We start from the raw sequence: 21182 nt of genomic DNA on the forward strand, positions 1-21182 counted from the left end.
GCTCTCTATTTTTATTACCCGATTAATGATCCGGCAGGTACGTCAGCAGGCGCTTCAAGCACACGCAACTTACCATCAAATTCAGCAGAGAGAATCATCCCTTGACTGACATATTTCTTCATCATTTTACGTGGTTTTAAATTCGCCACGATTTGTAATTTTTTACCGACAAAGTCTTGTTCGTTAGGATAAAATTCGGCAATTCCTGACAAGATTTGACGTGGTTCTTCATCACCTGCATCTAACTTAAAGCGAAGCAAACGATCTGAACCTTCAACACGGCTGACTTCCAGAACTTCAGCGACTTTCAACTCAATCTTTTCAAAATCATCAAACTTAATTTCTGGTAAAGTAAGATTGAGTTTAACATCCTCTGGCACCCATTCTTTTTCAGGAAGTTTTCCACCAGCCATTTGTAACTTGATGTATTCTACTTCTTCTTCCTTATCCAAACGAGGGAAGACAGGTTCACCTTTTTCTACAACTTTATGCGTAAATTCGTAACCAAAAGCTAAATCTTCTAAAGAAAACTCTTCTTCAGTTAAACCTAATTGACCAAAAATCTTCTTGCTTGTTGCACGCATGAAAGGTTGCAAGAGTGCCGCAACAACACGAAGATTTTCTGCTAAATGATAAAGCACATTATTAAGTTTATCTTTGTCATCTTCAGATTTCGCAAGGACCCAAGGCGCTGTTTCATCGATATATTTGTTTGTACGTGAGATAAGAACCCAAACTTCATTTAAAGCAACATTGAATTCAAACTTATCCATAGCTGTGTGGAATTTTTCCAAAGTTTCAGCAAGAACTGTTTCCAAGGCAGCATCAAATTCTGTTGTTGCGTCATTCTTAACCAAAACACCACCATTATATTTGTTGACCATAGCAACTGTACGATTGAGTAAGTTTCCAAGATCATTTGCCAAATCATAGTTGATACGGTCAATAAAGTCTTCTGGTGAGAAGACACCATCAGAACCAAAAGGTAATGCGCGCATGAGATAATAACGCACGGGATCTAAACCATAGCGATTCACCAACATATCAGGATAAACGACATTTCCTTTAGATTTTGACATTTTACCGTCCTTCATCACCAACCATCCATGACCAAAGACTTGTTTAGGTGGTTGCATACCTAAAGCATGAAGCATGATTGGCCAGTAAATAGTGTGGAAACGTACGATTTCTTTTCCGACCATATTCACACCGGGCCAGAATTTATCTAGTTTGCTGGTATCATCTGAACCATAACCTAAAGCAGTTACATAGTTAAGCAAAGCATCAAGCCAAACATAAACCACGTGTTTCGGATTAGACTTTACAGGAATCCCCCAAGTGAAGGTCGTACGACTCACAGCCAAGTCTTCCAAGCCCGGTTTGATGAAATTGTTGATCATCTCATTTTTGCGAATCTCAGGTTGGATAAAATCTGGATGTGATTCGTAATAACTTAAGAGCCAATCCGCATACTTGCTCATACGGAAGAAATATGACTCTTCTTCGACCCATTCTACTTCGTGCCCTGATGGTGCTTTACCACCAATGACTTTACCGTCTGCATCATGGTAAACTTCTTCCAACTGTGTCTCCGTAAAGAACTCTTCATCAGAAACAGAATACCAACCCGCATATTTATCCAAGTAGATATCGTCTTGTGCTAGAAGTTGTTCAAATGCCTTTTGAACGGCTTCTTCATGATATTTATCTGTAGTACGGATAAATTTGTCATAAGAAATATCCAGCATTTTCCACAGTTCTTTAACATCTTCCGCCATTGGGTCCAAATATTCTTTAGGTGTCATTCCCAACTCTTCAGCCTTACGTTGAATTTTCATGCCGTGTTCATCAAGGCCTGTTAAATAAAACGTATCAAAGCCCATCAAACGTTTGTAACGTGCGAGAACATCACAAGCAATCGTTGTGTAGCTTGAACCGAGATGTAATTTCCCTGAGGGATAATAAATCGGCGTTGTGATATAAAAGTTTTTGTTTTCAGTCATTTTTTTCTCCTAATTCGTGCCCTAATGAAAGCCACTTGATTAGTATTTTTCCAATTGTAGATTGAAAAAAGCCTTGTTTCTATTATAGCATATCCTTTTCAAGTAAATCTTATTCTAAATAAGTTTTACTGATTTTTCGCTAAAATAAATTTACTCTCAGTTTCCCGTGTTATTTGCCAACCGATAAGGTATGTTATAATTAACCTAATAAAGACAAAAGGATTTTATTATGACTTACAAATTTATCTCATGGAATATTGATTCGTTGAACGCAGCATTGACCGGTACGAGTGATCGTGCAGCTCTATCAATGGCTGTGGTTGACCAACTTGCCACATCTGAAGCCGATGTTATCGCTATTCAAGAAACAAAGCTCAATGGTGACCTCAAAAAAACAAACAAAGTATTTGATGTTTTAACCAGCCATTTCCCAGAATATGAAATTGTTCACCGTATCAGTACACCACCTGCACGTAAAGGTTACTCGGGAACGATGTTTCTTTATAAGAAAAGTTTGCCTGAACCAATCATCACCATGCCTGAGATTGGAGCGCCAGAGCCCATGGATAGCGAAGGTCGTATCATCACCTTAGAATTCCCCGAGTTTTTCATCACAACAGTTTACACACCAAATGCGGGTGATGGTCTTAACCGTTTGGACTTACGTGGACAATGGGATGATCAATATCGCGCCTACTTACAAATGCTTGACCTCCAAAAACCTGTCTTAGCATGTGGTGATTTTAATGCTGCTTACACAGAAATCGACCTTGCCAATCCTAAAGGAAACCGTAATTCTGCCGGATTTACTGATCAAGAACGTGAAAAGTTTGGACTTTTATTAGCTGCTGGATTTACAGACAGCTTCCGTAAAATTCATGGCAATGTCGAAAGTTACTATGCGCCAGAACGTAGTATCTACACATGGTTTGCTCAACGCTCTCGTACAGCTAAAATCAATAATTCTGGCTGGAGAATCGATTATTGGCTGGTTTCTGACCGCATTGCCGAGCAGATTACACGCGCAGAACCTTTAGATTCAGGTGCTCGTCAAGATCATGTTCCCATCGTTTTAGAAATCAATATCTAAAAAGCACGACTTTTGTCGTGCTTTTCTTTCTTAATGTGCAAGCTCTTGATACGCTTCTTCTTTAAAACCTATCAAAATAATTTTATCATCTTTAACAATCAGTGGGCGCTTAACCAACATCCCATTGGAAGCTAAGAGTTCCGCTGCTTCGTGCTCGCTCAAGTCTGCTAACTTGTCTTTTAAGCCCATCTCACGATAAACCAAGCCACTGGTGTTGAAAAACTTTTTAACAGGAACCTCTGCAAACCATTTTTCAAATTGCTCAGCTGTTGGTGGGGTTAGCTTAATATCGATAGCATTATAATCAATATCTAGATTATCCAAAGTCGCCTTTGCCTTACGGCAAGTTGAACATTTAGGATATTCATAAAAGTCGTACATTTGCCATCCTCCCTTGTTCTCTATTTTAACAAAAACTAGGGCAAAGCTGCTCGTTTTTATTACTTTTACAGGGGGATGCAATTTTAAAGAAAATAAAGATTATGTTAAAATAAGATAAGAATATAAATTAAGGAGATTATTTTATGATTTGGTCACTTATAGTTGGTGCTCTCATTGGTATGGCCGCTGGAGCAATCACATCAAAAGGCTCAAGTATGGGCTGTATTGCAAATATTGTGGCGGGTCTTTTAGGCTCATTTGTTGGACAAAAGCTTTTAGGAAACTGGGGACCACAATTGGCTGGAATGTCACTCATCCCTTCAATCGTTGGTGCAATTATTGTCGTACTTGTAGCTTCCGCTTTATTCGGAAAAAAGGATAATTAAAACGTTCATAGAGCGTTTTTTTTACAAAAAAAACAAGCAATTATCTCTTGCTTGTATAAAATTAATATTTTCTAAAACGTTGGTAGCGGCTTTCTTGAAGTTCTTCTTCTGAAAGTTGTACCAAGCTGTTGAGATCTTTTTCAATAATCGTTTTCAAGTTTTCCATAAGGTTTTCTTCTTGAACAATACCCTCAACGATACCCATTTCAAGCTGATCTTCAGCTTTTATTTTCATCAAATCGGCTGCTTCATCACGACGTGAGCCATCTTTCCACAAGATTGTTGCAAAACCTTCTGGAGAAAGAACCGAATACATGGCATTTTCCAACATATAAACCTTGTTTGCGACTGCTAAAGCTAAGGCTCCACCAGAACCACCCTCACCAGTGATAAAAGTTAAAACAGGAACTTTCAAATCGGACATCTCATAAAGGTTGCGCGCAATCGCTTCACCCTGCCCACGTTCTTCTGCTTCAATCCCTGGATAAGCCCCGGCAGTGTTGACAAAAGTAATGATTGGACGCTTAAACTTCTCTGCTTGCTTCATTAATCGCAAGGCTTTTCGGTAACCATTAGGACTAGGTTGACCAAAGTTTGTTGCTAAATTTTCTTCAAGATTTTTTCCTTTTTGAATACCAATGACGGTGACAGCTCTGTCTTGAAAAGTTGCAATCCCTCCAACAATGGCTTCGTCATCTGTAAACTGACGATCGCCATGAAGTTCAAAAAAGTCCGTAAAAATTTCTGAAATAATTTCCCGTACTGAAACGCGATCGTTAGCACGTGCTTTGTTAATAATTTCTGCTATATCAGACATTTTTTACACCTCCGTGAAATTTCAAGAGTAAGGCTAATTTCTCACGCATTTCTTGACGTTTAACAATCGCATCGACAAAGCCATGTTTCAACAGAAATTCTGCTTTTTGGAAGTCATCAGGTAGCGTTTGACGCACTGTCTGTTCAATCACACGACGTCCCGCAAAACCAACCAAAGATTGTGGCTCAGCCAAGATAATATCGCCAAGCATGGCAAAAGAAGCTGTTACCCCGCCTGTTGTCGGATCCGTTAACACTGTAATGTAGAGCAAACCCGCATTAGAATGTTTCTTGACAGCTGCTGAGATTTTCGCCATCTGCATCAAAGACATAATTCCTTCTTGCATCCGTGCACCACCAGAAGCCGTAAAAATAACCACTGGAAGTTTTTCAGCAGTTGCCATTTCAAAAAGTCGTGTGATTTTTTCACCGACAACAGTCCCCATAGAAGCCATAATAAAAGTTGAATCCATGATTGCTAAAGCCACTTTTTGGCCTTTAATCATCGCTGTGCCAGTCATTACAGCTTCATCCAGCCCGGTCTTCTCCTTAATCGCTGCAAGTTTTTCCCTATAGTTGGGGAAATCTAGCGGATTTTCACTTTCAATTCCAGTGAACATTTCTGTAAATGAGTCTGAATCAACTAAAAGCTTCAAACGTTCTGGCGCAGTAATACGGAAGTTGTAGCTACAGTGCGGACAGATTTTACTTGCACCAAGGTCTTGGCTGTAAATACTGTGTTTGCAGGCCGGGCATTTAGCAAAAAGCTCGTCAGGCACTTCAGGCTTTGTCATTTCTCCCTGAACTGTTGAACGATTAGGGTTAATTTTAATATATTTTTTCTTTTGAAAGAGAGCCAATTATTTCTCCTTTGTATCAAAAATTTTTACATCTTGATAACGAACGTCTTTAAGCAGATTTCTATCTGCTTACGTTCTTTTTATTTTAATTGTCTAATTATATAATTATACACGCAAAAATTAAATTCGTCAAGAACTAGATAAGTGTCCAAAAATGGCGGAATTATATAAGAACACACACGTATTCATTTCGCCAAAACTTCGTCATAACTTCCTTTACCTCTTTCAAACTATGTTATAATATGAAGAGTTTAATTCTATTAAAATACAAGGTCTATGTACGTATTTCTCATCAAGAAGAAGGGAGTTTTTCATGAAAAATAAAACTTTATCGATTATCGTTCCTGCTTATAACGAGGAAGAAACGATTGAACTCTTTTTTGATGAAGTTAATGCCCAAACTTTAGACTTACCACTTGATAAAACCTTTTATTTTATAAATGATGGTTCTTCTGATCGTACACTTGATGTGATAAAAACGCTGAGTCAAAAGCATCCCAATGTTAAATATATTAGCTTTTCGAGAAATTTCGGTAAAGAGGCAGCGCTTTTGGCAGGTCTTCGTGCTGCTTCAGGTGATTTTGTAACTGTGATGGACGCTGACCTTCAAGATCCCCCAAGTATGCTCAACGAGATGTATGATAAGCTTAAAGAAGGTTACGATATTGTGGGAACACGAAGAATTTCACGGAAAGATGAGCCCTTTATTCGTTCAATTTTTGCTCGAGCTTTTTATAAGATTATGAACACAATCTCAAGCACTCAAATGGTGGATGGAGCGCGAGACTATCGCTTGATGACACGGCAAGTCGTTGATAGCATCCTCGAGCTACCTGAACACAATCGTTTTTCTAAAGGTCTCTTTTCTTGGGTGGGTTACGATGTTTTCTATTTGGAATACAATAATGTCGAGCGGGTAGCTGGCAAAACCTCTTGGAGCTTTTGGGGCTTGTTGCACTACTCAATTGACGGTATCATTAACTTTTCAGATGCCCCACTTAGCCTAGCTACCTTTATCGGTTTTATTAGCTTCCTTATCTCGCTTTGTATGAGCCTTTTTTATGCTTTGAAAACCATCATCTGGGGCGAAATTGTACAAGGTTTTCCTACTCTGATTATTCTTATTCTTATGCTTGGTGGATTACAACTTTTATCTCTCGGTATCATTGGAAAATACCTTTCTAAGGTCTTTCTCGAAACCAAACAACGTCCAAATTACTTTGTGAAAGAGGATAATATTGATAAATAAAAAAACAGAAAGTGGGAACTTTCTGTTTTTTGTATTTTCACGATGAAAAATGGAATTAGAGTTGCTGATGAAGGATAGGAGTTTGCTCTCAAATTTTACTAAGTCTTTGTGAGTATTGTAAGCCATTTATGGCCTATTTTAGTTGGTTTTCGTGTGATATAATAATGAAAGTAGAAGTTTATGGACGGTAGCCCAACTGGGAGGTGATGCTTATGAAAAATTGTAGGCGATAACCTCACAATGCAGAAAGGCGACAATTTTTCTTGTCAACTTATGAAACCTTGACACTCATGATTGCATTTGCATTATTAGTGCTCAAAGTTTATGATAAAGACAATAAAAAATAACGTCCAACTTTAGCCCGTTGACGTTATTTATAACAAAAAATCGGCTACCGTTCTTAATACGGCTACTTGGGACTTGTTAGCGCAAGTCCTTTTTATTTACTCTTATTATAACATCGCACCAAGGTAATAGCAAGAGCCTTAAAACTGCGAGACATGTATTCCCTAGCAGTCAACATAACCTTACAAGGATAAAAAAACTTGATGATTTACTCATCAAGTTACTTCATGCTTTTATTTTTCCAAATACTCCGGCAAAAATGTATTGGCTAAAAAGCTAGTATCATAATCCCCGGCAATAACATTATCATCTGAAATTAATTCCAGTTGGAAGTCAATATTAGTTGTTAAACCTTCCACATCGAATTCCATCAAGGCACGCTGCATTTTCATCAAGGCTTCAAAACGATTTTCGCCATGAACGATGACTTTTGCAATCATTGAATCATAATAAGGTGGAATAGTATATCCCGTATACATAGCGGAATCCACACGTAAGCCTACACCACCACTTGGTAGAAACAGATTCGTGATTTTACCTGGACTTGGGGCAAAGTTAAATTTTGGATTTTCTGCATTGATACGGCACTCAATAGCATGTCCTTTGAACTCAATATCTTCTTGTTTCACAGACAGTTCTTGACCATCTGCAATTCGAATTTGTTCCTTAACAATATCCACACCTGAAACAAACTCGGTTACGGGATGTTCAACTTGTACACGTGTATTCATTTCCATGAAGAAGAAATCGCCTGAAGCTTCGTCCAAGAGAAACTCAATTGTTCCTGCGTTTTCATAGTTCACATGCGCTGCTGCTTTGACAGCTGCTTGGCAGATACGTTCGCGTAAAGTATGTCCAATCGCGACAGATGGGCTTTCTTCAAGAACTTTCTGGTTATTACGTTGGAGGGAACAATCACGTTCTCCTAAGTGAATAACATTACCATGTTGGTCTGCTAAGATTTGGACCTCAATATGACGTGCAGGGAAAATCATTCGTTCGATAAACATTGCACCATTGCCAAAAGCTGCTTTGGCTTCAGCGGTAGCTGCTTCGAAAGCGGGGACGAGTTCTTCAGCATTGCTGACTTTACGGATACCTTTTCCGCCACCACCGGCTGATGCTTTCAGCATGACAGGATAACCAATCTTATTGGCTAAATCCAGTGCTTCTTCACTCGTATACACTTCACCTTCAGAACCTGGCGTAACAGGAACGCCTGCTTTGACCATTTCTGCACGCGCGTTAATTTTATCTCCCATCATATCCATGACCTGAGCTGAGGGTCCGATAAATTTGATATTCATTTCTTCACAAAGACGTGCAAACTTTGAATTTTCACTCAAAAAACCAAAACCTGGATGAATAGCTTGGGCTCCAGTAGCAACAGCGGCTTCTAGAATATTATTCATATTCAGATAAGACTCTGTTGCACGGGCTGGGCCAATACAAATAGCTTCATCTGCCAGTGCTACATGTAATGCATCACGGTCAGCTTCTGAATATACGGCAACAGTAGCGACACCGAGTTCGCGTGCCGCACGAATAATACGTACAGCAATTTCACCACGATTGGCGATTAAAATTTTATTAAACATAGATTGATAACTCCTACCAATTTCTCTTTTATCCTCTGTTTCTGGTATAAAAGAGTGTCACCAGGCCTTGAGCTCGGTGCATTATTTGGGATTATAGTGGCAAAAGCCACGATCAGTAAACTCAAAGCTTTTAAACTTCAAAGTATATTTACTTTTAAAAGTTGCCACAGACTAACTGTGGCATTGATTATTTTTTTATTTTCCTAAAGCAAAAGTTAGTGTGCCTTTTGCAGCTAATTTACCATCAACCTTAGCTTCCGCTTCAACAACAGCAATTGGCCCACGACGTTTGATAAATTTTGCATGCAAGATCAATTGATCGCCAGGTACAACTTGTTTTTTATACTTTACATTGTCCATTCCTGCATAAAATACGAGTTTTCCTTTGTTTTCAGGTTTTGAAAGTTCCAAAACACCTGCAGCTTGTGCCAAGGCTTCCATAATCAAAACACCCGGCATTACTGGATATTGGGGAAAATGCCCTTGGAAAAATTCCTCGTTAATCGTCACATTCTTAATGGCGGTAATTTCATCATCCGCGATATCAATAACACGATCCACTAAAAGGAAAGGATAACGGTGAGGCAATGCCTCCATAATTTTTGTGACGTCAATATTTACTTCTGCCATTTTTACCGCTCCTTTATTTAATGCGTACTAATTCTTGACCGAATTCAACTACATCTTCAGCATTAACCATGATTTCAGTGATAACACCGTCTTTAGGGGCTGGAATTTCGTTCATAACTTTCATTGCTTCAATGATGAGTAAGGTTTGACCTTTTTTAACTGAATCTCCTACACTAACGAACTCAGGTTTACCTGGAGCTGGTTGTAAGTAAGCTACACCAACTAAAGGACTTGTTACTGCTTCACCTTCTACTGTAGCAACTTCTTCTACAAGTTCTGTTTCTACTGCAAGTTCTGTAGAACTTTCGCTTACAGGCATTGGTGCACTTACTTTTGTTTCTGGAAGTGCTGTTCCTGTGGGCGCTGCAAGAATTTTATTTTCGTTTTTTGAGAAAGACAGTTCTCCTTCTGCTGTGCGCCAAGAAAATTCACGCAAGCTCGAACCATCAAACTGTGTCATCAAATCTTTTACTTCATTAATATTCATTTTTATATCCCGCTCGCTTTCTTTTCCACAATCTAAGTTAAAGTGCACTTAGACTCTGAGAAAGAAAGCAGAGTGCTTATCTTTCTTTTAAACTAATCTGTGAATTTTTTAAAGGCCAATACGGCATTGTGTCCACCAAACCCAAAGTCTTGTGACAATGCATAATTGATTTCAGCATCTTGACCTTGGCCAAGAACGACATTAATTGTCATGCCTTCGTCCAATTCTTTTGTTCCAGCGTTAACTGGTGCAAACTGATTTAAAATGGCTTGTACAGTTGCTACTGCTTCGATAGCTCCTGTGGCTCCGAGAGCATGCCCGTGCAAAGCTTTTGTTGATGAAACCAGAGCTTTATCCCCAATAACATTGTGGATGGCTTTTGCTTCCGTCTCTTCATTAGCATGTGTTGATGTACCATGTGCATTGATATAATCAACATCTGCTCCAGAAATCCCTGCTTCTTCTAAAGCAAGCTTCATCGCATTTTCAGCACCAACACCTGATGGAGTTGTCATATGGTAAGCATCGTTTGTGTTACCATAACCAACAATTTCAGCTAAGATATTTGCACCACGTGCTTGAGCATGTTCAAGACTTTCCAAAATCAAGACACCTGCACCTTCACCCATCACAAAGCCCGAACGGTCTTTATCGAATGGACGGCAAGCAATTGAAGGATCTGCCTCTTTTGTCAAGGCAGTCAAGTTAGCAAAGCCAGCAATACCAAGCTCACAAATTGCAGCTTCAGCACCACCAGCGATAATAGCATCTGCATAACCATGTTTGATTTCACGGAAAGCTGAACCAATAGAGTTTGCCCCTGCTGCACATGCTGTTACTTCAGCACGCGACACACCACGAGCACCTGTGCGCAAGGCAACATTACCTGTCGCCATGTTGGCAATTGCCAGTGGTACATAAAGTGGTGTTACTTTACGTGGACCTTTAAGAAGTGCTTGTGAGTTCTTTTGTGTCTGCTCCAAGCCACCGATGCCTGAGGCCATGATACAACCCAAACGATCGTAATTTGTGTTCTCTGGAGTTATGCCTGACATTTCCATAGCTTCAAGAGCCGCATAGACAGCATAAAGTGAGAAAGTATCCATACGACGGGCATCTTTTTTCTCAAAATGCTTCTCAAATGGAAAATCTTTAACTTCAGCTGCTACACTGATTCCTGTCGCTTCAGCATCAAAGCGCGTAATTGGACCGATACCTGTTTGACCAGATTTTAGGCCATTCCAAAATTCTTCTGGTGTATTACCGATAGCACTGGTTACACCGTAACCTGTAATGACTACACGATTCATATTTTTTTCTCCTTTGGAGTTTGTTACAAACTTCTTTTTAGTCTAATCTGATATAAGGCTACATTGCCATACCACCGTCAATAGACAATACTTGCCCTGTCATGTATTCTTGCTCTGCAAGGAATTTCACAACTGTAGCAACTTCTTCTGGTTGACCAAATCGTTTCATTGGGATTTGAGCCTTCATTGTATCCTTGACTTTATCCGAAAGGACTTCAGTCATGTCAGAATCAATAAATCCTGGAGCAACAGCGTTGACGCGGACATTGCGCCCAGCAACTTCACGTGCAATTGATTTTGTCAAACCAATCAATCCCGCTTTGGAAGCTGCATAATTAGCTTGGCCGGCATTCCCAATTAAACCGACAACAGAAGTAATATTAATAATTGCCCCTTCTCTCGCACGCGTCATTGGTTTTAGAACTGCCTGTGTCATATTGAAGGCACCTGTAAGATTTATTTTTAAAACAGCTTCGAAATCTTCTTCGCTCATTTTCAATGATAAACCATCACGAGTTATTCCCGCATTATTAACCAAAACATCAACCGACCCCAAAGCATCTACTGCCTCAGCAACCATACGTTTAGCATCTTCCGACTGGGAAATATCACCAGATACGCCAACAGCCTTAACACCAAAAGAAGTGAACTCTGACAAAAGTTCTTCAGAAATGGCAGAACGTCCATTGATAACTACGTTTGCCCCAGCTTGAGCAAACTGTAAAGCAATCGCCTTACCAATACCACGTGTTGAGCCCGTCACAAAGACATTTTTATTTTTAATTTCCATTATTTTTTCCTGTTCTTATGATTTTTAATTGCTCTCAAACCAAGTGCTACAGTGACAACTTTTACTCATTAAATAAGTTTAAGCTTCTTCTGTCACCAAAGCCTTGAATGAATTAAGATCTTCAACATTCGTAAAGCTTGCTTCTTTGTCGATTTTTTTTATAAAACCAGAAAGAACTTTACCAGGTCCAACTTCAATAAAGCGCTGTACACCAAGTGCTTTCATTGTTTCAATGGATTCGTAGAAACGTACCGGCTCCATAACTTGACGCGTGAGAAGTTCTTTTACTTCTGAGTCTTTCATCACTTTCGCTGTCGTATTTGAAATCAGTTCCAACTTAAAACTATTAAAATTAACCTGTTCAAGTTCTTTGGCTAACTTTTCGCTCGCGGGTTTTAAGATGGCTGTATGGAAAGGACCAGATACTTTCAGCTCAATCAGACGTTTTACGCCAGCTTCTTTTAGAAGTTCAACGGCGTAATCAACGGCTTCAGCTTGACCACCAATAACAATTTGAGCCGGAGTGTTATAGTTTGCTGGGCTTACAATTCCACGTTCCGCTGCTTGTTCACAAATTTCTTCGATCAAAGCAGCTTCAGTATTCATCACAGCAACCATTTTACCTGATCCTGTTGGTGCAGCTTCAGTCATATATTGACCACGTTTTGCTACTAAAGCAACAGCTTCCGCAAAATCAAGTGCACCACTGGCTACCAATGCAGAGTACTCGCCTAAAGAAAGTCCAGCCACAAGATCTGGCTTAATACCTTGTTCTGAAAGCAAACGAAGGATTGCTACAGATGTTGTTAAAATAGCTGGTTGTGTATATTGTGTCTCGTTGAGTTTTGTTTCATCATTATCGATTAACTCCCGAAGATTATAACCCAAGACTTGACTTGCTTGATCAAAAGTTTCTCTGACAATGTCAAATTCATCATAAAGGTCTTTAGCCATACCCAATTTTTGAGCGCCTTGACCAGAAAAAAGAAATGCTGTTTTCATATTTTTAAGATTTCACAAAATTTAGATTTTTGTGACACTTTCCTAATTTTCAAAATTTATTATAAGTGAAAAACGGGGCTTTCACCCCATTAATTCTCTTATTGTTGAGCTTCAACATATTTAACGAGATCAGAAACAGTTTTCATGTCCGCTTCTGTATCTACTTCAACATCGAATTCGTCTTCGATATCGTTAATGATTTGGAAAAGGTCAAGTGAGTCAGCATCGAGTTCTTCAAATGAAGTTTCGAGTGTTACTTCTTCTTTTTCTTTGCCGAGTTCGTCAGCGATGATGTCTTGTACTTTTTCAAATACTGCCATGTTATTTCTCCTTTAATGTGTAGAAAGTATATATATTATAGCGTGATAAATCACTCATATAACCAAATTTAAATGTTATCAATCTTATCAAAGATTAATAATGAGCGTCCCCCATGTGAGGCCGCCACCGAAACCTGTCTGGACAATTTTATAATTTTCGTCCAAAGAAAGTTTACCATTTTTTATCGATTCTGACAAGAGAATAGGTATCGAAGCTGCACTTGTATTGCCATATTCTTGCATATTTTGCAGGAATTTACTGCGTTCAGCACCTAATTTCTTGGCCATTTTATCAAGTATTCGAGAATTTGCTTGATGCAATAAAAAATAGTCAATATCTTCAGGTTTCAGATTTGCTTTTTCCAAGGTTTCTTGGATATTCTTTGGAACGTCACGTGTCGCAAAGTCAAAGACCGCCCGTCCGTCCATTTTTATGAACTCTGTAACATGGTTAACTTGACCACTAAGTTCAGGATTAAGTGCTAAATAATTTGAGGTAAGGGAATCACCTCGAGAGCCATCTGTTCTTAGATTTTCTGCGATAATCAAAGATTGTGTACCTGTGTCTTCCAAAAGAACACCACCTGCACCATCTCCAAAAAGAACAGCGGTAGAACGATCCGACCAATCCAAAGATTTAGACAAAACTTCTGCACCAATAACCATACCACGTTTGTAGCCGCCGGCAATCAGCTTCTCAGCCGTTGATAAAGCAAAAACAAAACCCGAACAAGCAGCTGTTAAATCATAAGCAAAGGCACGATGTGCACCAATTTTTGCTTGGACCAAGGCTGCCGTACTTGGCATACTGCTATCAGGTGAGATAGTCGCCACGATAATAAAATCAATCTGGTCTGCTGACAAATCAGCTTGAGCTAAGAGTTGTTCACCAACCTTAGCAGCCAGATCACTGGTATTTTCGTCAACTGTAATGTGTCGCTGCTTAATACCCGTCCGTGAATAAATCCACTCGTCACTCGTGTCCATGATTTTTGCCAAATCATCGTTTGACACAATATTTTCGGACACATAGTGTGCCACCTGGGTAATTTTAGCGAAAGGCATTATTTCATATTCTCCAATGACTTATGTAATTCTTCAAGTTCGCCTGCAAGTTTGTTTTCGGTAGTCCCGTAAACACTTAACATAAGTTTTTCTGAAATGCTACGGAAAAATTCGCTGTGCGATGCACAGAGAGCCATACCTTTTTCAGTCAATACGATATAAGCCACACGACGGTCACGATCTGATCGTTCGCGCTTGATATATCCCTTAGTTTCCAAGCGATTGAGTGTAATGGTGATTGTTGAAAGGGCTAATTTTTGATTCCTTGCAATGTCTGTAGCGCGGCAAGTTCCCAAAGTATGGATAAGTGTCATTTGTTGAAGTTCTTTCACAGTTACATCTGGGTAATCAGAATCCTTCAAGAACTGTTCTTCTAAGTTCATGCAGTCGTGGAAAAGTTGAATCAACCATTCATTAATTTTGTCAAAATCTGTTTTCATTTGTACTTCCTGATATTTTGATGATACAAACCATTTACAATACAAAATTGTACCATAATAAAAATAATTTGCAAGTGCTAAGTAGATTTGAAAAATGCCTCTGATGGCTTGGATAACCTCTTTATCCTGCTTCATAAAGAAAAATTTCCAAATGTAGTCGACAGCAAAAAGATGAAATCATGGTATTTCATCTTTTTTTTTATGAAAAAATTCCTTTTTAAAAAGGATCGCAAAATCCTTTTTATTTTTAACATTTGAGACTTTAACACATCTACTATATGCTTATTTTCATTATAGCAAAATAAAAGTCTAAAATTTTCTGTTTTTCTTGTTTTCTTGTGAATTTTGCTCAAAAAAAGAGTTTTAAATAACACTATCCCTCTTTTTGTCTAAAAAAACTCTCGAAAAAGCTTCCAAGAGTTTATGTATCCAAATTTTTATTTCGTTTGTTTTAATAGTGCATCTGTATAATCAGTCAGCTGCGCCATTGAAGCTGTGGGACCGCCAAAGAAATAGACCTTCTCATAATCCATTGTGATGACATGCCCTTCTTTAACTGCCTTGAGATTTTTCCACACAGGATTTTTTTGAAGTGCTTCATATTGTGCTTTATCTGCATTTTTAAAATCGATAAAAATATAGTCTGCATCAAAATCTTTGAGGCTTTCAGCGTTGACTTCTGCATATCCTGTTCCTTCGGATAATTCCGACATTTTTGGCGATTCTTGGAATCCGAGACCACGCGTAAGTGCTTGACCACCGCGCGCAAAGTTATCGCCATAAGCGTAAATTTTATCGCCTTGGAGCTCTAGCAAGGAAATGCTTGATTGTGCAGTATCTATGCCTTGAGCTTTTAGCTTTGTTTTTTGCTCTTCAGCTTTTTTGTCAAAAGTTTTGAGAAACTCTTTCTTTTCATCTTCACGATTCAACAATTTGGCAAAGAAATCCAAAGATTTATCCATATCATTCAAATCTTGATAGTTAACAAGTACAGTAGGTGCTACTTTTTCATAATCAGAAACTTGAGTTTTATCCACTGTCACAATCAAATCAGGCTTTTGACCAATAAGTTTTTCAATATTAAGGCTTGGCGAACCAAGATCAACCATATTTTCCTTTTGTTTATCTGACAAATAAGGATTAGGAAAAGCCCAAGAATCCGTCCCAATTACATTTCCACCTAAGGTTGCAACATCATCCGGATAATTCTGTACTGCAATACGTTCCGGATGCGCAGGAACTTCTACTTCACCATTTAAGGCAGTGAAGGTTACCTTTTCCTCTTTTTGGGATTGTGATACATCTGAGTTTGAACATGCAGAAAGGCCCAAAAGGCTAACTGCTGCTAAAGCTATAGAATATAATTTAAGGTGTTTCATGAAATCCTCTTTCAAATTTTTTGTATTAAGTATATATAGTAAGGCGCACCTATAAGAGCAACCACAAAACCAAGCGGTAAGCTTGACGGTGCAATAATAATTTGCGATAAACTATCTGCTAAAAGTAAAATAATCATTGAGACCAAAGCAGTCATCAAAGCTCGTTTTTTACTTTCAAATCCCACCAGTTCGCGGGCTATGTGTGGTGCAATCAAGCCAATAAAGGCAAGACCGCCAACTAATAAAACGCCAATTGATGCAAAAAGTAGTGCCAATATATAAAATTGCATTTTACTCTTTTTCACATTTAATCCAAGGCTTGTTGCCATTTCTTGACCCAAACTTAGTAAGTCTAGCTCTTTTCGGAAAAAAATGAAAATAACCAGACCAATTATCAAGAGGACAAGATTCACACTAATAAAGGTTTTATCTGTTTGCCAGATGTCTCCGGATAACCAAACCGCTACTTGCTGAAAATCAAACCGATTAATGGAAAGTTGAGCTAAGGTAATCAAGGCCTGAAATAGAGCGGTAATTCCTAACCCAATCAGAAGGACTTGGATATTACTTACATTTTTCTTTAGCGCAAGATGATAGAGCAAGGTAAAGGAAAAAAGTCCTCCCAACAAGGCAAATAAAGGATACATAAAGATCCAAGAGCCCGAAAGTTTCAACCACTGACTAAGAAAAAGGAACAGTACCGCACCTGCACTGGCCCCACTTGTAATTCCAAGTGTACCCGCATCTGCTAAAGGATTATCCACTACAGTCTGAATAATATAGCCAGCCATAGCCAAAGCAGTTCCTGCAATAAGTACCACAAGTGTCCTTGGCATTCTAAACTGAGGAATCAATATGGATAGCAAATCCCAATCTGTCGAAAAGTGCGTCAAGTCGATAATAATAAAGGCAACCAAGAGGAATATTAAAAATAAAAATTTCTTTTTCATTTTTCCTCCTTACTCATCATATAAATGAAGAAAATTGCGCCAAATAAAAGAGTTAAGCTGCCTGCTGGGAATTCATAAGGCTTGAACAAATTACGGGCCAACACATCTGCTACAAGTAATAGCATCACGCCTAATAAATTGCTCATAAAGAACCTTTTTAAAAAATGTCCTCCTACCAGTCGCCTTGCCAAATGTGGCGCCATGAGTCCGACAAAACTAATCACACCGACACTCGAAACCGTCACCCCACTTGCCAGAGCCACCATAGCCATAATCAACAATCTGAGACGATTTACAGAAATACCTAGACTGGTTGCCATCTCTTCACCAAAGGATAAAACTTTTATTTGATTTGCAAATAAGAGAACCATTGATACAAACAGTACAGTCACAACCATTAAAATTTCCAATTTTAGTGGAGTGATTCCGGAAAAGGAACCCACAATCCATAAAAAATAAGACTGCATATTTTTACTATAAAAGGTCAAAATACTTGCAAGACTTGTTGCAAAAAGGCCAACAGAAGTTCCCACAAGAACAACTTTCATCGGTTGAAATTTACTTTTCACGGTAAGGACAGCTACAGTAACGAGAGCAATAAATGCTCCTAAGCTTGCTACAGCAGTGCCCAACCAACCACCTGTGGAAAGATTGAACACTAAAAGCAAAGCAAGTGCAAAACTTGCACCACCTGATATCCCCAATGTGGATATCTCGGCAATAGGATTGCCTGTCATACTTTGAACCAGAAGTCCGCTACTGGAGAGGAGAATTCCTACAAACATTAAGGCCAATAAGCGCGGTAAACGCAAGTGCAAGACGACACTCTCGTGCCAAATCTGGCTGAAACTATAGTTTTGATCACCGAGCATGAGATATAGGAAAGACAAGACCATAATTGTCACCAAAGCCAGTGCAACTTGATAAGAAAACTTCCTAATCGTCATTTTTAACCCCTGTAATCATAAGAGTTTGGCAGAAAAGATCACGACCTAATCGAACGTGTAATCCAAAGCTCTCATGAATAATTTCCTCTGTAAATAATTCTTCCACCGGGCCTGAAGCAAAGATTTCACCCTCTTTTACAATAACTAAATTATCTGCAAAACGCGCAGCGTGGTTTAAATCGTGGATGACGTAAACTACTGTTTTGTTCATCTTTTTCGCAAAAGTTTTTAACAGTTTTAAAATATCAAGTTGGTGCAAAAGATCGAGATACGTTGTCGGCTCATCCAAAAGAATAATTTCACTGTCTTGGGCTAAAATCATCGTGATAAAAGCACGCTGACGCTGTCCACCAGAAAGTTGGGAAACTTTTTGGTTACGTAACTCCCAAATCTCAGTTTCCTTCATGACTTGCTCCACAAAGCGCTTGTCTGCTTCAGATAAGTTCTGTTGAGTAAGCTTTTGATGTGGAAAGCGGCCAAGACTGACTAGCTCATACACAGTTATATCACTCGGGGCTTGCATGGCTTGTGGGAGCAAGGTCAATATTTTAGCGATTTCTAGATTTTTACGATTAGAAAGACGTTCATCTTTATAGATAACTTCCCCTTCATACTTGATTAAACGTCCCAAGGCTTTGAGTAATGTCGACTTCCCTGAGCCATTTATTCCGATAATCGCTGTCGTTTTGCCTTGCTCAATTTCCAAAGATACATCTCTTAGAACCTGCTTTTTACCGTAATATACATTTAAATTTTTTGCCCCAAAATACATGAGTTCTTCCTTTTTAGCTCTAGTCACTCGAAGATGCCAATAATGTCAAATACTTTTTACATATTTAATTAAAGCATACTTAAAATAATTTAACAAGTACTTTCTAAATTATTTTAAGTCAGATATTTTCCCTATCTTGATCTTTTATCGTTTTACTTATGATGCAAGAATTACAAGAGTAAAACCCCCAAGCCCAATGACTTGAAGGTTGTCCTGTTTACTTATTTTAATTATGGATTTGTTTAAATCTGTCTTGGAAATTCATCCTCACCTATGATTATAACAAATTTTTCAAGATTTCTTCTTTTTGTCCTCAGGTGTCTCGTAATTTCTTCGCAGGGAAAACTTATCAGGTACCAAGTCATAACCTGGTTTACAAAATGGATGACATCGTAAAAGCCTTGAGGTTCCCATTGCAATTCCCTTGGTCGCTCCATGCTTCTCAATAGCTTGAATCATATAATTCGAACAAGTTGGATAATAACGACAAGCCGGCGGTAACAGAGGGGAAATAAATCTCTGATAACCATGTACAGTTTTGACTAAAACTTTTTTCATTTTTTCCTTTTATTTTAGGGCTTCTAGAATATCTGCAATCATCAGTTCTGGCGTCAAATGATAACGATCATAAAGTTCATCCACAGCAACAGAGTCATTAAACTCCTTATCTGCACCATAATTCAATGTTTTCACACCAAATTGTCCAAGATAACCAGCAACTTTTTGACCAAAACCGCCATCAAGAATACCATCCTCGATGGTCACAAAGACTTTATGGTCCCCAGTCAATTCTTTCAAGGTTTTCTTATCAAGTTCTGCAACGAACATTGGATTAACTAGTGTAGCATTGATCTGTAATTTCTCCAGTTCTTCTGCTACTTTTTGACCGTGACTAAAAAGACCGCCCAAGGCCAGAATGGCAACTTCTTCACCTTTACGCACAATTCCATACTGTGCTTTACTGAAATCAGTCAACACGGTTGAACGATTTTCCACACCATGCTCAGGAATTTGTAGTACCACTGGATGGTCTTTTTGTGTCAGTGCCCAATCCAACATTGCTACAAGCTCTTCTTCACTCGTTGGCGCCAAGTAGACCAAATCAGGAATGTTAGAGAGCATACCTATTGCAAAGCTCCCTTGGTGAGTTTTATCCGAACCAGAGATGGAGGCTGATTTTACAATAACGACCGCTGGTTCCTTGTTGATTGCCAAGTCATGTAAAAATTGATCATAAGCACGTTGCATGAAGGTCGAATTGTGAAAAATCATTGCACGTGCCCCACCTGCTGCAACCGCTCCGCCAAAGGTCGTCACATATTGTTCAGCAATCCCAGCGTCAACATAGTTTTCTGGGTGCTTTTCAGCAAATTCCTTTAGGTTATTCACCATTGGAATTCCACCATTGACTGCGACTAAAGGCATACCCTCAGCAACTTTTTCTTCCATATAATCAAGAATAATACGGGTATAATTTTTCGCTGAACTTATATTTTTCAAAGAGCCGTCTGCTAAATTGAAGGGAGAGCGCCAGTGGAAGGCTTCCTTCATGTCAACAGCAGGTTGATAACCATGCCCTTTTTCGGTATTGACATGTAAAACAATCGGATGGTCAATATCCTTTACTTCTTCAAAAAGAGAAATGAGCGCCTCAAGATTATTACCATCTGCTAAATACTTATAATCTAATCCAAATGCTTTAAACAGATTATTTGGTGATTGTCCATCTGTTGCGCGTAATTCAGCTAATCCTTTATAAATCCCACCATGATTTTCAGCGATTGACATTTGGTTATCATTGAGAATCAGGATGAAATTTTTATCATAAGCACCTGCATTGCTGATTGCCTCCAATGCTAAGCCACCAGAAAGTGAACCATCACCTAAAATAGCAATAATATTACCTTTTTGCGCTGTTAAATCACGTGCTTTAGCCAGCCCCATCGCATTTGCAACAGACGTTGAGGTGTGTCCAACAGTGAAAAAATCATGTTCTGATTCATGTTGACTTGTATAACCCGTGATGTCATGAAAATGACCATCTTGAAAACCGTGTTTACGTCCTGTTAGAATTTTATGTGGATAAGTTTGGTGGCTAACATCCCAAACGAATTTATCCACAGGCGATTGAAAGACTTTATGCAAAGCAATGGTTAATTCTACGACACCCAGATTTGGTCCTGTATGTCCCCCAATCTGACTGACTTTATTGAGCACTGCTCCTCGAACATCTTGAGCAAGTTCGGTTAATTCAGCAGCGCTTAGCTTTTTTAAATCTGCTGGCGCATTTACTTTATCTAAAATAGTCATCTTTGCCTCTTTCTACTCATTTTTCACTTTTATTCATAGTGCATAAGTTTAC

Annotated in this window: 22 protein-coding genes; 3 read left to right on the forward strand and 19 right to left on the reverse strand. The window is 38.8% G+C overall.

Features of this window, described 5'->3' with window-relative positions; translation table 11 throughout:
• Positions 1–14 precede the first annotated feature (14 nt).
• Complete coding sequence (metG, locus tag LACDD01_RS04800) at positions 15–2003, reverse strand: methionine--tRNA ligase (RefSeq protein ID WP_061413465.1); 1989 nt, start codon at positions 2001–2003, stop codon at positions 15–17.
• Positions 2004–2232: 229 nt separating this feature from the next.
• On the opposite strand from metG, the gene LACDD01_RS04805 reads away from it, so the two are divergent.
• Positions 2233–3093 (forward strand): exodeoxyribonuclease III, encoded by an 861-nt coding sequence (locus LACDD01_RS04805; RefSeq protein WP_061413467.1) that lies wholly within the window; start codon positions 2233–2235, stop codon positions 3091–3093.
• Between the two features lie 30 nt (positions 3094–3123).
• Here the strand turns inward: LACDD01_RS04805 and LACDD01_RS04810 are convergent, their stop codons facing one another.
• Positions 3124–3474 (reverse strand): arsenate reductase family protein, encoded by a 351-nt coding sequence (locus LACDD01_RS04810; RefSeq protein ID WP_019335674.1) that lies wholly within the window; start codon positions 3472–3474, stop codon positions 3124–3126.
• Positions 3475–3617: 143 nt separating this feature from the next.
• Between LACDD01_RS04810 and LACDD01_RS04815 the strand changes: the two genes are divergently transcribed.
• On the forward strand, positions 3618–3860 hold the full coding sequence (locus LACDD01_RS04815) for a GlsB/YeaQ/YmgE family stress response membrane protein (RefSeq protein ID WP_017368954.1): 243 nt from the start codon (positions 3618–3620) through the stop codon (positions 3858–3860).
• A 61-nt stretch (positions 3861–3921) separates the two neighbouring features.
• On the opposite strand, the gene accA is transcribed toward LACDD01_RS04815, so the two are convergent.
• Positions 3922–4677, reverse strand: a complete 756-nt coding sequence (gene accA / locus LACDD01_RS04820; protein WP_061413469.1) for an acetyl-CoA carboxylase carboxyl transferase subunit alpha — start codon at positions 4675–4677, stop codon at positions 3922–3924.
• Positions 4670–5536: an acetyl-CoA carboxylase, carboxyltransferase subunit beta gene (gene accD, locus LACDD01_RS04825; RefSeq protein ID WP_061413471.1), complete on the reverse strand. Its 867-nt coding sequence runs from the start codon at positions 5534–5536 to the stop codon at positions 4670–4672. Before accD ends, accA begins: the two co-directional genes overlap by 8 nt.
• A 313-nt stretch (positions 5537–5849) precedes the next feature.
• On the opposite strand from accD, the gene LACDD01_RS04830 reads away from it, so the two are divergent.
• Complete coding sequence (locus tag LACDD01_RS04830; protein ID WP_061413473.1) at positions 5850–6785, forward strand: glycosyltransferase family 2 protein; 936 nt, start codon at positions 5850–5852, stop codon at positions 6783–6785.
• A gap of 578 nt (positions 6786–7363) precedes the next feature.
• Here LACDD01_RS04830 and LACDD01_RS04835 read toward each other — a convergent pair.
• The 15 genes from LACDD01_RS04835 to LACDD01_RS04910 all read right to left on the reverse strand — a co-directional run bounded on the left by LACDD01_RS04835 (position 7364) and on the right by LACDD01_RS04910 (position 21130).
• Entirely contained in the window at positions 7364–8728 is a 1365-nt protein-coding gene (locus LACDD01_RS04835; RefSeq protein ID WP_019293790.1) for an acetyl-CoA carboxylase biotin carboxylase subunit, read from the reverse strand.
• A 195-nt stretch (positions 8729–8923) separates the two neighbouring features.
• Positions 8924–9358, reverse strand: a complete 435-nt coding sequence (gene fabZ / locus LACDD01_RS04840) for a 3-hydroxyacyl-ACP dehydratase FabZ (RefSeq protein ID WP_004258779.1) — start codon at positions 9356–9358, stop codon at positions 8924–8926.
• A gap of 13 nt (positions 9359–9371) precedes the next feature.
• A complete protein-coding gene (accB, locus tag LACDD01_RS04845; RefSeq protein WP_019293791.1) occupies positions 9372–9845 on the reverse strand; it encodes an acetyl-CoA carboxylase biotin carboxyl carrier protein in 474 nt (157 codons plus the stop codon).
• Positions 9846–9937: 92 nt separating this feature from the next.
• Positions 9938–11155: a beta-ketoacyl-ACP synthase II gene (gene fabF, locus LACDD01_RS04850; protein ID WP_019293792.1), complete on the reverse strand. Its 1218-nt coding sequence runs from the start codon at positions 11153–11155 to the stop codon at positions 9938–9940.
• A 58-nt stretch (positions 11156–11213) separates the two neighbouring features.
• Entirely contained in the window at positions 11214–11945 is a 732-nt protein-coding gene (fabG, locus tag LACDD01_RS04855; RefSeq protein ID WP_061413474.1) for a 3-oxoacyl-[acyl-carrier-protein] reductase, read from the reverse strand.
• Between the two features lie 78 nt (positions 11946–12023).
• Positions 12024–12947, reverse strand: a complete 924-nt coding sequence (fabD, locus tag LACDD01_RS04860; protein WP_061413476.1) for an ACP S-malonyltransferase — start codon at positions 12945–12947, stop codon at positions 12024–12026.
• 98 nt (positions 12948–13045) lie between these two features.
• Positions 13046–13267 carry an acyl carrier protein gene (locus tag LACDD01_RS04865; RefSeq protein ID WP_003135454.1) on the reverse strand — a complete coding sequence of 74 codons (222 nt, stop codon included), beginning with the start codon at positions 13265–13267 and terminating at the stop codon, positions 13046–13048.
• An 87-nt stretch (positions 13268–13354) separates the two neighbouring features.
• Entirely contained in the window at positions 13355–14332 is a 978-nt protein-coding gene (locus LACDD01_RS04870; RefSeq protein WP_061413478.1) for a beta-ketoacyl-ACP synthase III, read from the reverse strand.
• On the reverse strand, positions 14332–14772 hold the full coding sequence (locus LACDD01_RS04875; protein ID WP_004258807.1) for a MarR family winged helix-turn-helix transcriptional regulator: 441 nt from the start codon (positions 14770–14772) through the stop codon (positions 14332–14334). The genes LACDD01_RS04870 and LACDD01_RS04875 overlap by 1 nt, the downstream gene beginning before the upstream one ends.
• A 437-nt stretch (positions 14773–15209) precedes the next feature.
• A complete protein-coding gene (locus LACDD01_RS04885) occupies positions 15210–16151 on the reverse strand; it encodes an iron-hydroxamate ABC transporter substrate-binding protein (RefSeq protein WP_061413481.1) in 942 nt (313 codons plus the stop codon).
• A gap of 11 nt (positions 16152–16162) precedes the next feature.
• The gene (locus LACDD01_RS04890; protein ID WP_061413483.1) at positions 16163–17101 is read right to left on the reverse strand and encodes a FecCD family ABC transporter permease; all 939 of its coding nucleotides are present in this window, start codon (positions 17099–17101) and stop codon (positions 16163–16165) included.
• Entirely contained in the window at positions 17098–18048 is a 951-nt protein-coding gene (locus tag LACDD01_RS04895; RefSeq protein ID WP_061413485.1) for a FecCD family ABC transporter permease, read from the reverse strand. Before LACDD01_RS04895 ends, LACDD01_RS04890 begins: the two co-directional genes overlap by 4 nt.
• Positions 18038–18820 (reverse strand): ABC transporter ATP-binding protein, encoded by a 783-nt coding sequence (locus LACDD01_RS04900; protein WP_061413487.1) that lies wholly within the window; start codon positions 18818–18820, stop codon positions 18038–18040. Before LACDD01_RS04900 ends, LACDD01_RS04895 begins: the two co-directional genes overlap by 11 nt.
• Positions 18821–19111: 291 nt before the next feature.
• Positions 19112–19378 carry a membrane protein insertion efficiency factor YidD gene (gene yidD, locus LACDD01_RS04905; protein WP_019293801.1) on the reverse strand — a complete coding sequence of 89 codons (267 nt, stop codon included), beginning with the start codon at positions 19376–19378 and terminating at the stop codon, positions 19112–19114.
• Positions 19379–19387: 9 nt separating this feature from the next.
• On the reverse strand, positions 19388–21130 hold the full coding sequence (locus LACDD01_RS04910) for a 1-deoxy-D-xylulose-5-phosphate synthase (RefSeq protein WP_061413489.1): 1743 nt from the start codon (positions 21128–21130) through the stop codon (positions 19388–19390).
• Between the last annotated feature and the right edge of the window lie 52 nt (positions 21131–21182).

It is taken from the genome of Lactococcus sp. DD01, assembly GCF_001578715.1.
In the GTDB taxonomy this organism is placed as follows: Bacteria; Bacillota; Bacilli; order Lactobacillales; family Streptococcaceae; genus Lactococcus; species Lactococcus petauri.

Bases quoted from the DNA above. Each gene is read 5' to 3' on its own strand.
- metG (WP_061413465.1), bottom strand. From the start codon at position 2,003: ATGACTGAAAACAAAAACTTTTATATCACAACGCCGATTTATTATCCC.
- LACDD01_RS04805 (WP_061413467.1), top strand. From the start codon at position 2,233: ATGACTTACAAATTTATCTCATGGAATATTGATTCGTTGAACGCAGCA.
- LACDD01_RS04810 (WP_019335674.1), bottom strand. From the start codon at position 3,474: ATGTACGACTTTTATGAATATCCTAAATGTTCAACTTGCCGTAAGGCA.
- LACDD01_RS04815 (WP_017368954.1), top strand. From the start codon at position 3,618: ATGATTTGGTCACTTATAGTTGGTGCTCTCATTGGTATGGCCGCTGGA.
- accA (WP_061413469.1), bottom strand. From the start codon at position 4,677: ATGTCTGATATAGCAGAAATTATTAACAAAGCACGTGCTAACGATCGC.
- LACDD01_RS04830 (WP_061413473.1), top strand. From the start codon at position 5,850: ATGAAAAATAAAACTTTATCGATTATCGTTCCTGCTTATAACGAGGAA.
- LACDD01_RS04835 (WP_019293790.1), bottom strand. From the start codon at position 8,728: ATGTTTAATAAAATTTTAATCGCCAATCGTGGTGAAATTGCTGTACGT.
- fabZ (WP_004258779.1), bottom strand. From the start codon at position 9,358: ATGGCAGAAGTAAATATTGACGTCACAAAAATTATGGAGGCATTGCCT.
- accB (WP_019293791.1), bottom strand. From the start codon at position 9,845: ATGAATATTAATGAAGTAAAAGATTTGATGACACAGTTTGATGGTTCG.
- fabF (WP_019293792.1), bottom strand. From the start codon at position 11,155: ATGAATCGTGTAGTCATTACAGGTTACGGTGTAACCAGTGCTATCGGT.
- fabG (WP_061413474.1), bottom strand. From the start codon at position 11,945: ATGGAAATTAAAAATAAAAATGTCTTTGTGACGGGCTCAACACGTGGT.
- fabD (WP_061413476.1), bottom strand. From the start codon at position 12,947: ATGAAAACAGCATTTCTTTTTTCTGGTCAAGGCGCTCAAAAATTGGGT.
- LACDD01_RS04865 (WP_003135454.1), bottom strand. From the start codon at position 13,267: ATGGCAGTATTTGAAAAAGTACAAGACATCATCGCTGACGAACTCGGC.
- LACDD01_RS04870 (WP_061413478.1), bottom strand. From the start codon at position 14,332: ATGCCTTTCGCTAAAATTACCCAGGTGGCACACTATGTGTCCGAAAAT.
- LACDD01_RS04875 (WP_004258807.1), bottom strand. From the start codon at position 14,772: ATGAAAACAGATTTTGACAAAATTAATGAATGGTTGATTCAACTTTTC.
- LACDD01_RS04885 (WP_061413481.1), bottom strand. From the start codon at position 16,151: ATGAAACACCTTAAATTATATTCTATAGCTTTAGCAGCAGTTAGCCTT.
- LACDD01_RS04890 (WP_061413483.1), bottom strand. From the start codon at position 17,101: ATGAAAAAGAAATTTTTATTTTTAATATTCCTCTTGGTTGCCTTTATT.
- LACDD01_RS04895 (WP_061413485.1), bottom strand. From the start codon at position 18,048: ATGACGATTAGGAAGTTTTCTTATCAAGTTGCACTGGCTTTGGTGACA.
- LACDD01_RS04900 (WP_061413487.1), bottom strand. From the start codon at position 18,820: ATGTATTTTGGGGCAAAAAATTTAAATGTATATTACGGTAAAAAGCAG.
- yidD (WP_019293801.1), bottom strand. From the start codon at position 19,378: ATGAAAAAAGTTTTAGTCAAAACTGTACATGGTTATCAGAGATTTATT.
- LACDD01_RS04910 (WP_061413489.1), bottom strand. From the start codon at position 21,130: ATGACTATTTTAGATAAAGTAAATGCGCCAGCAGATTTAAAAAAGCTA.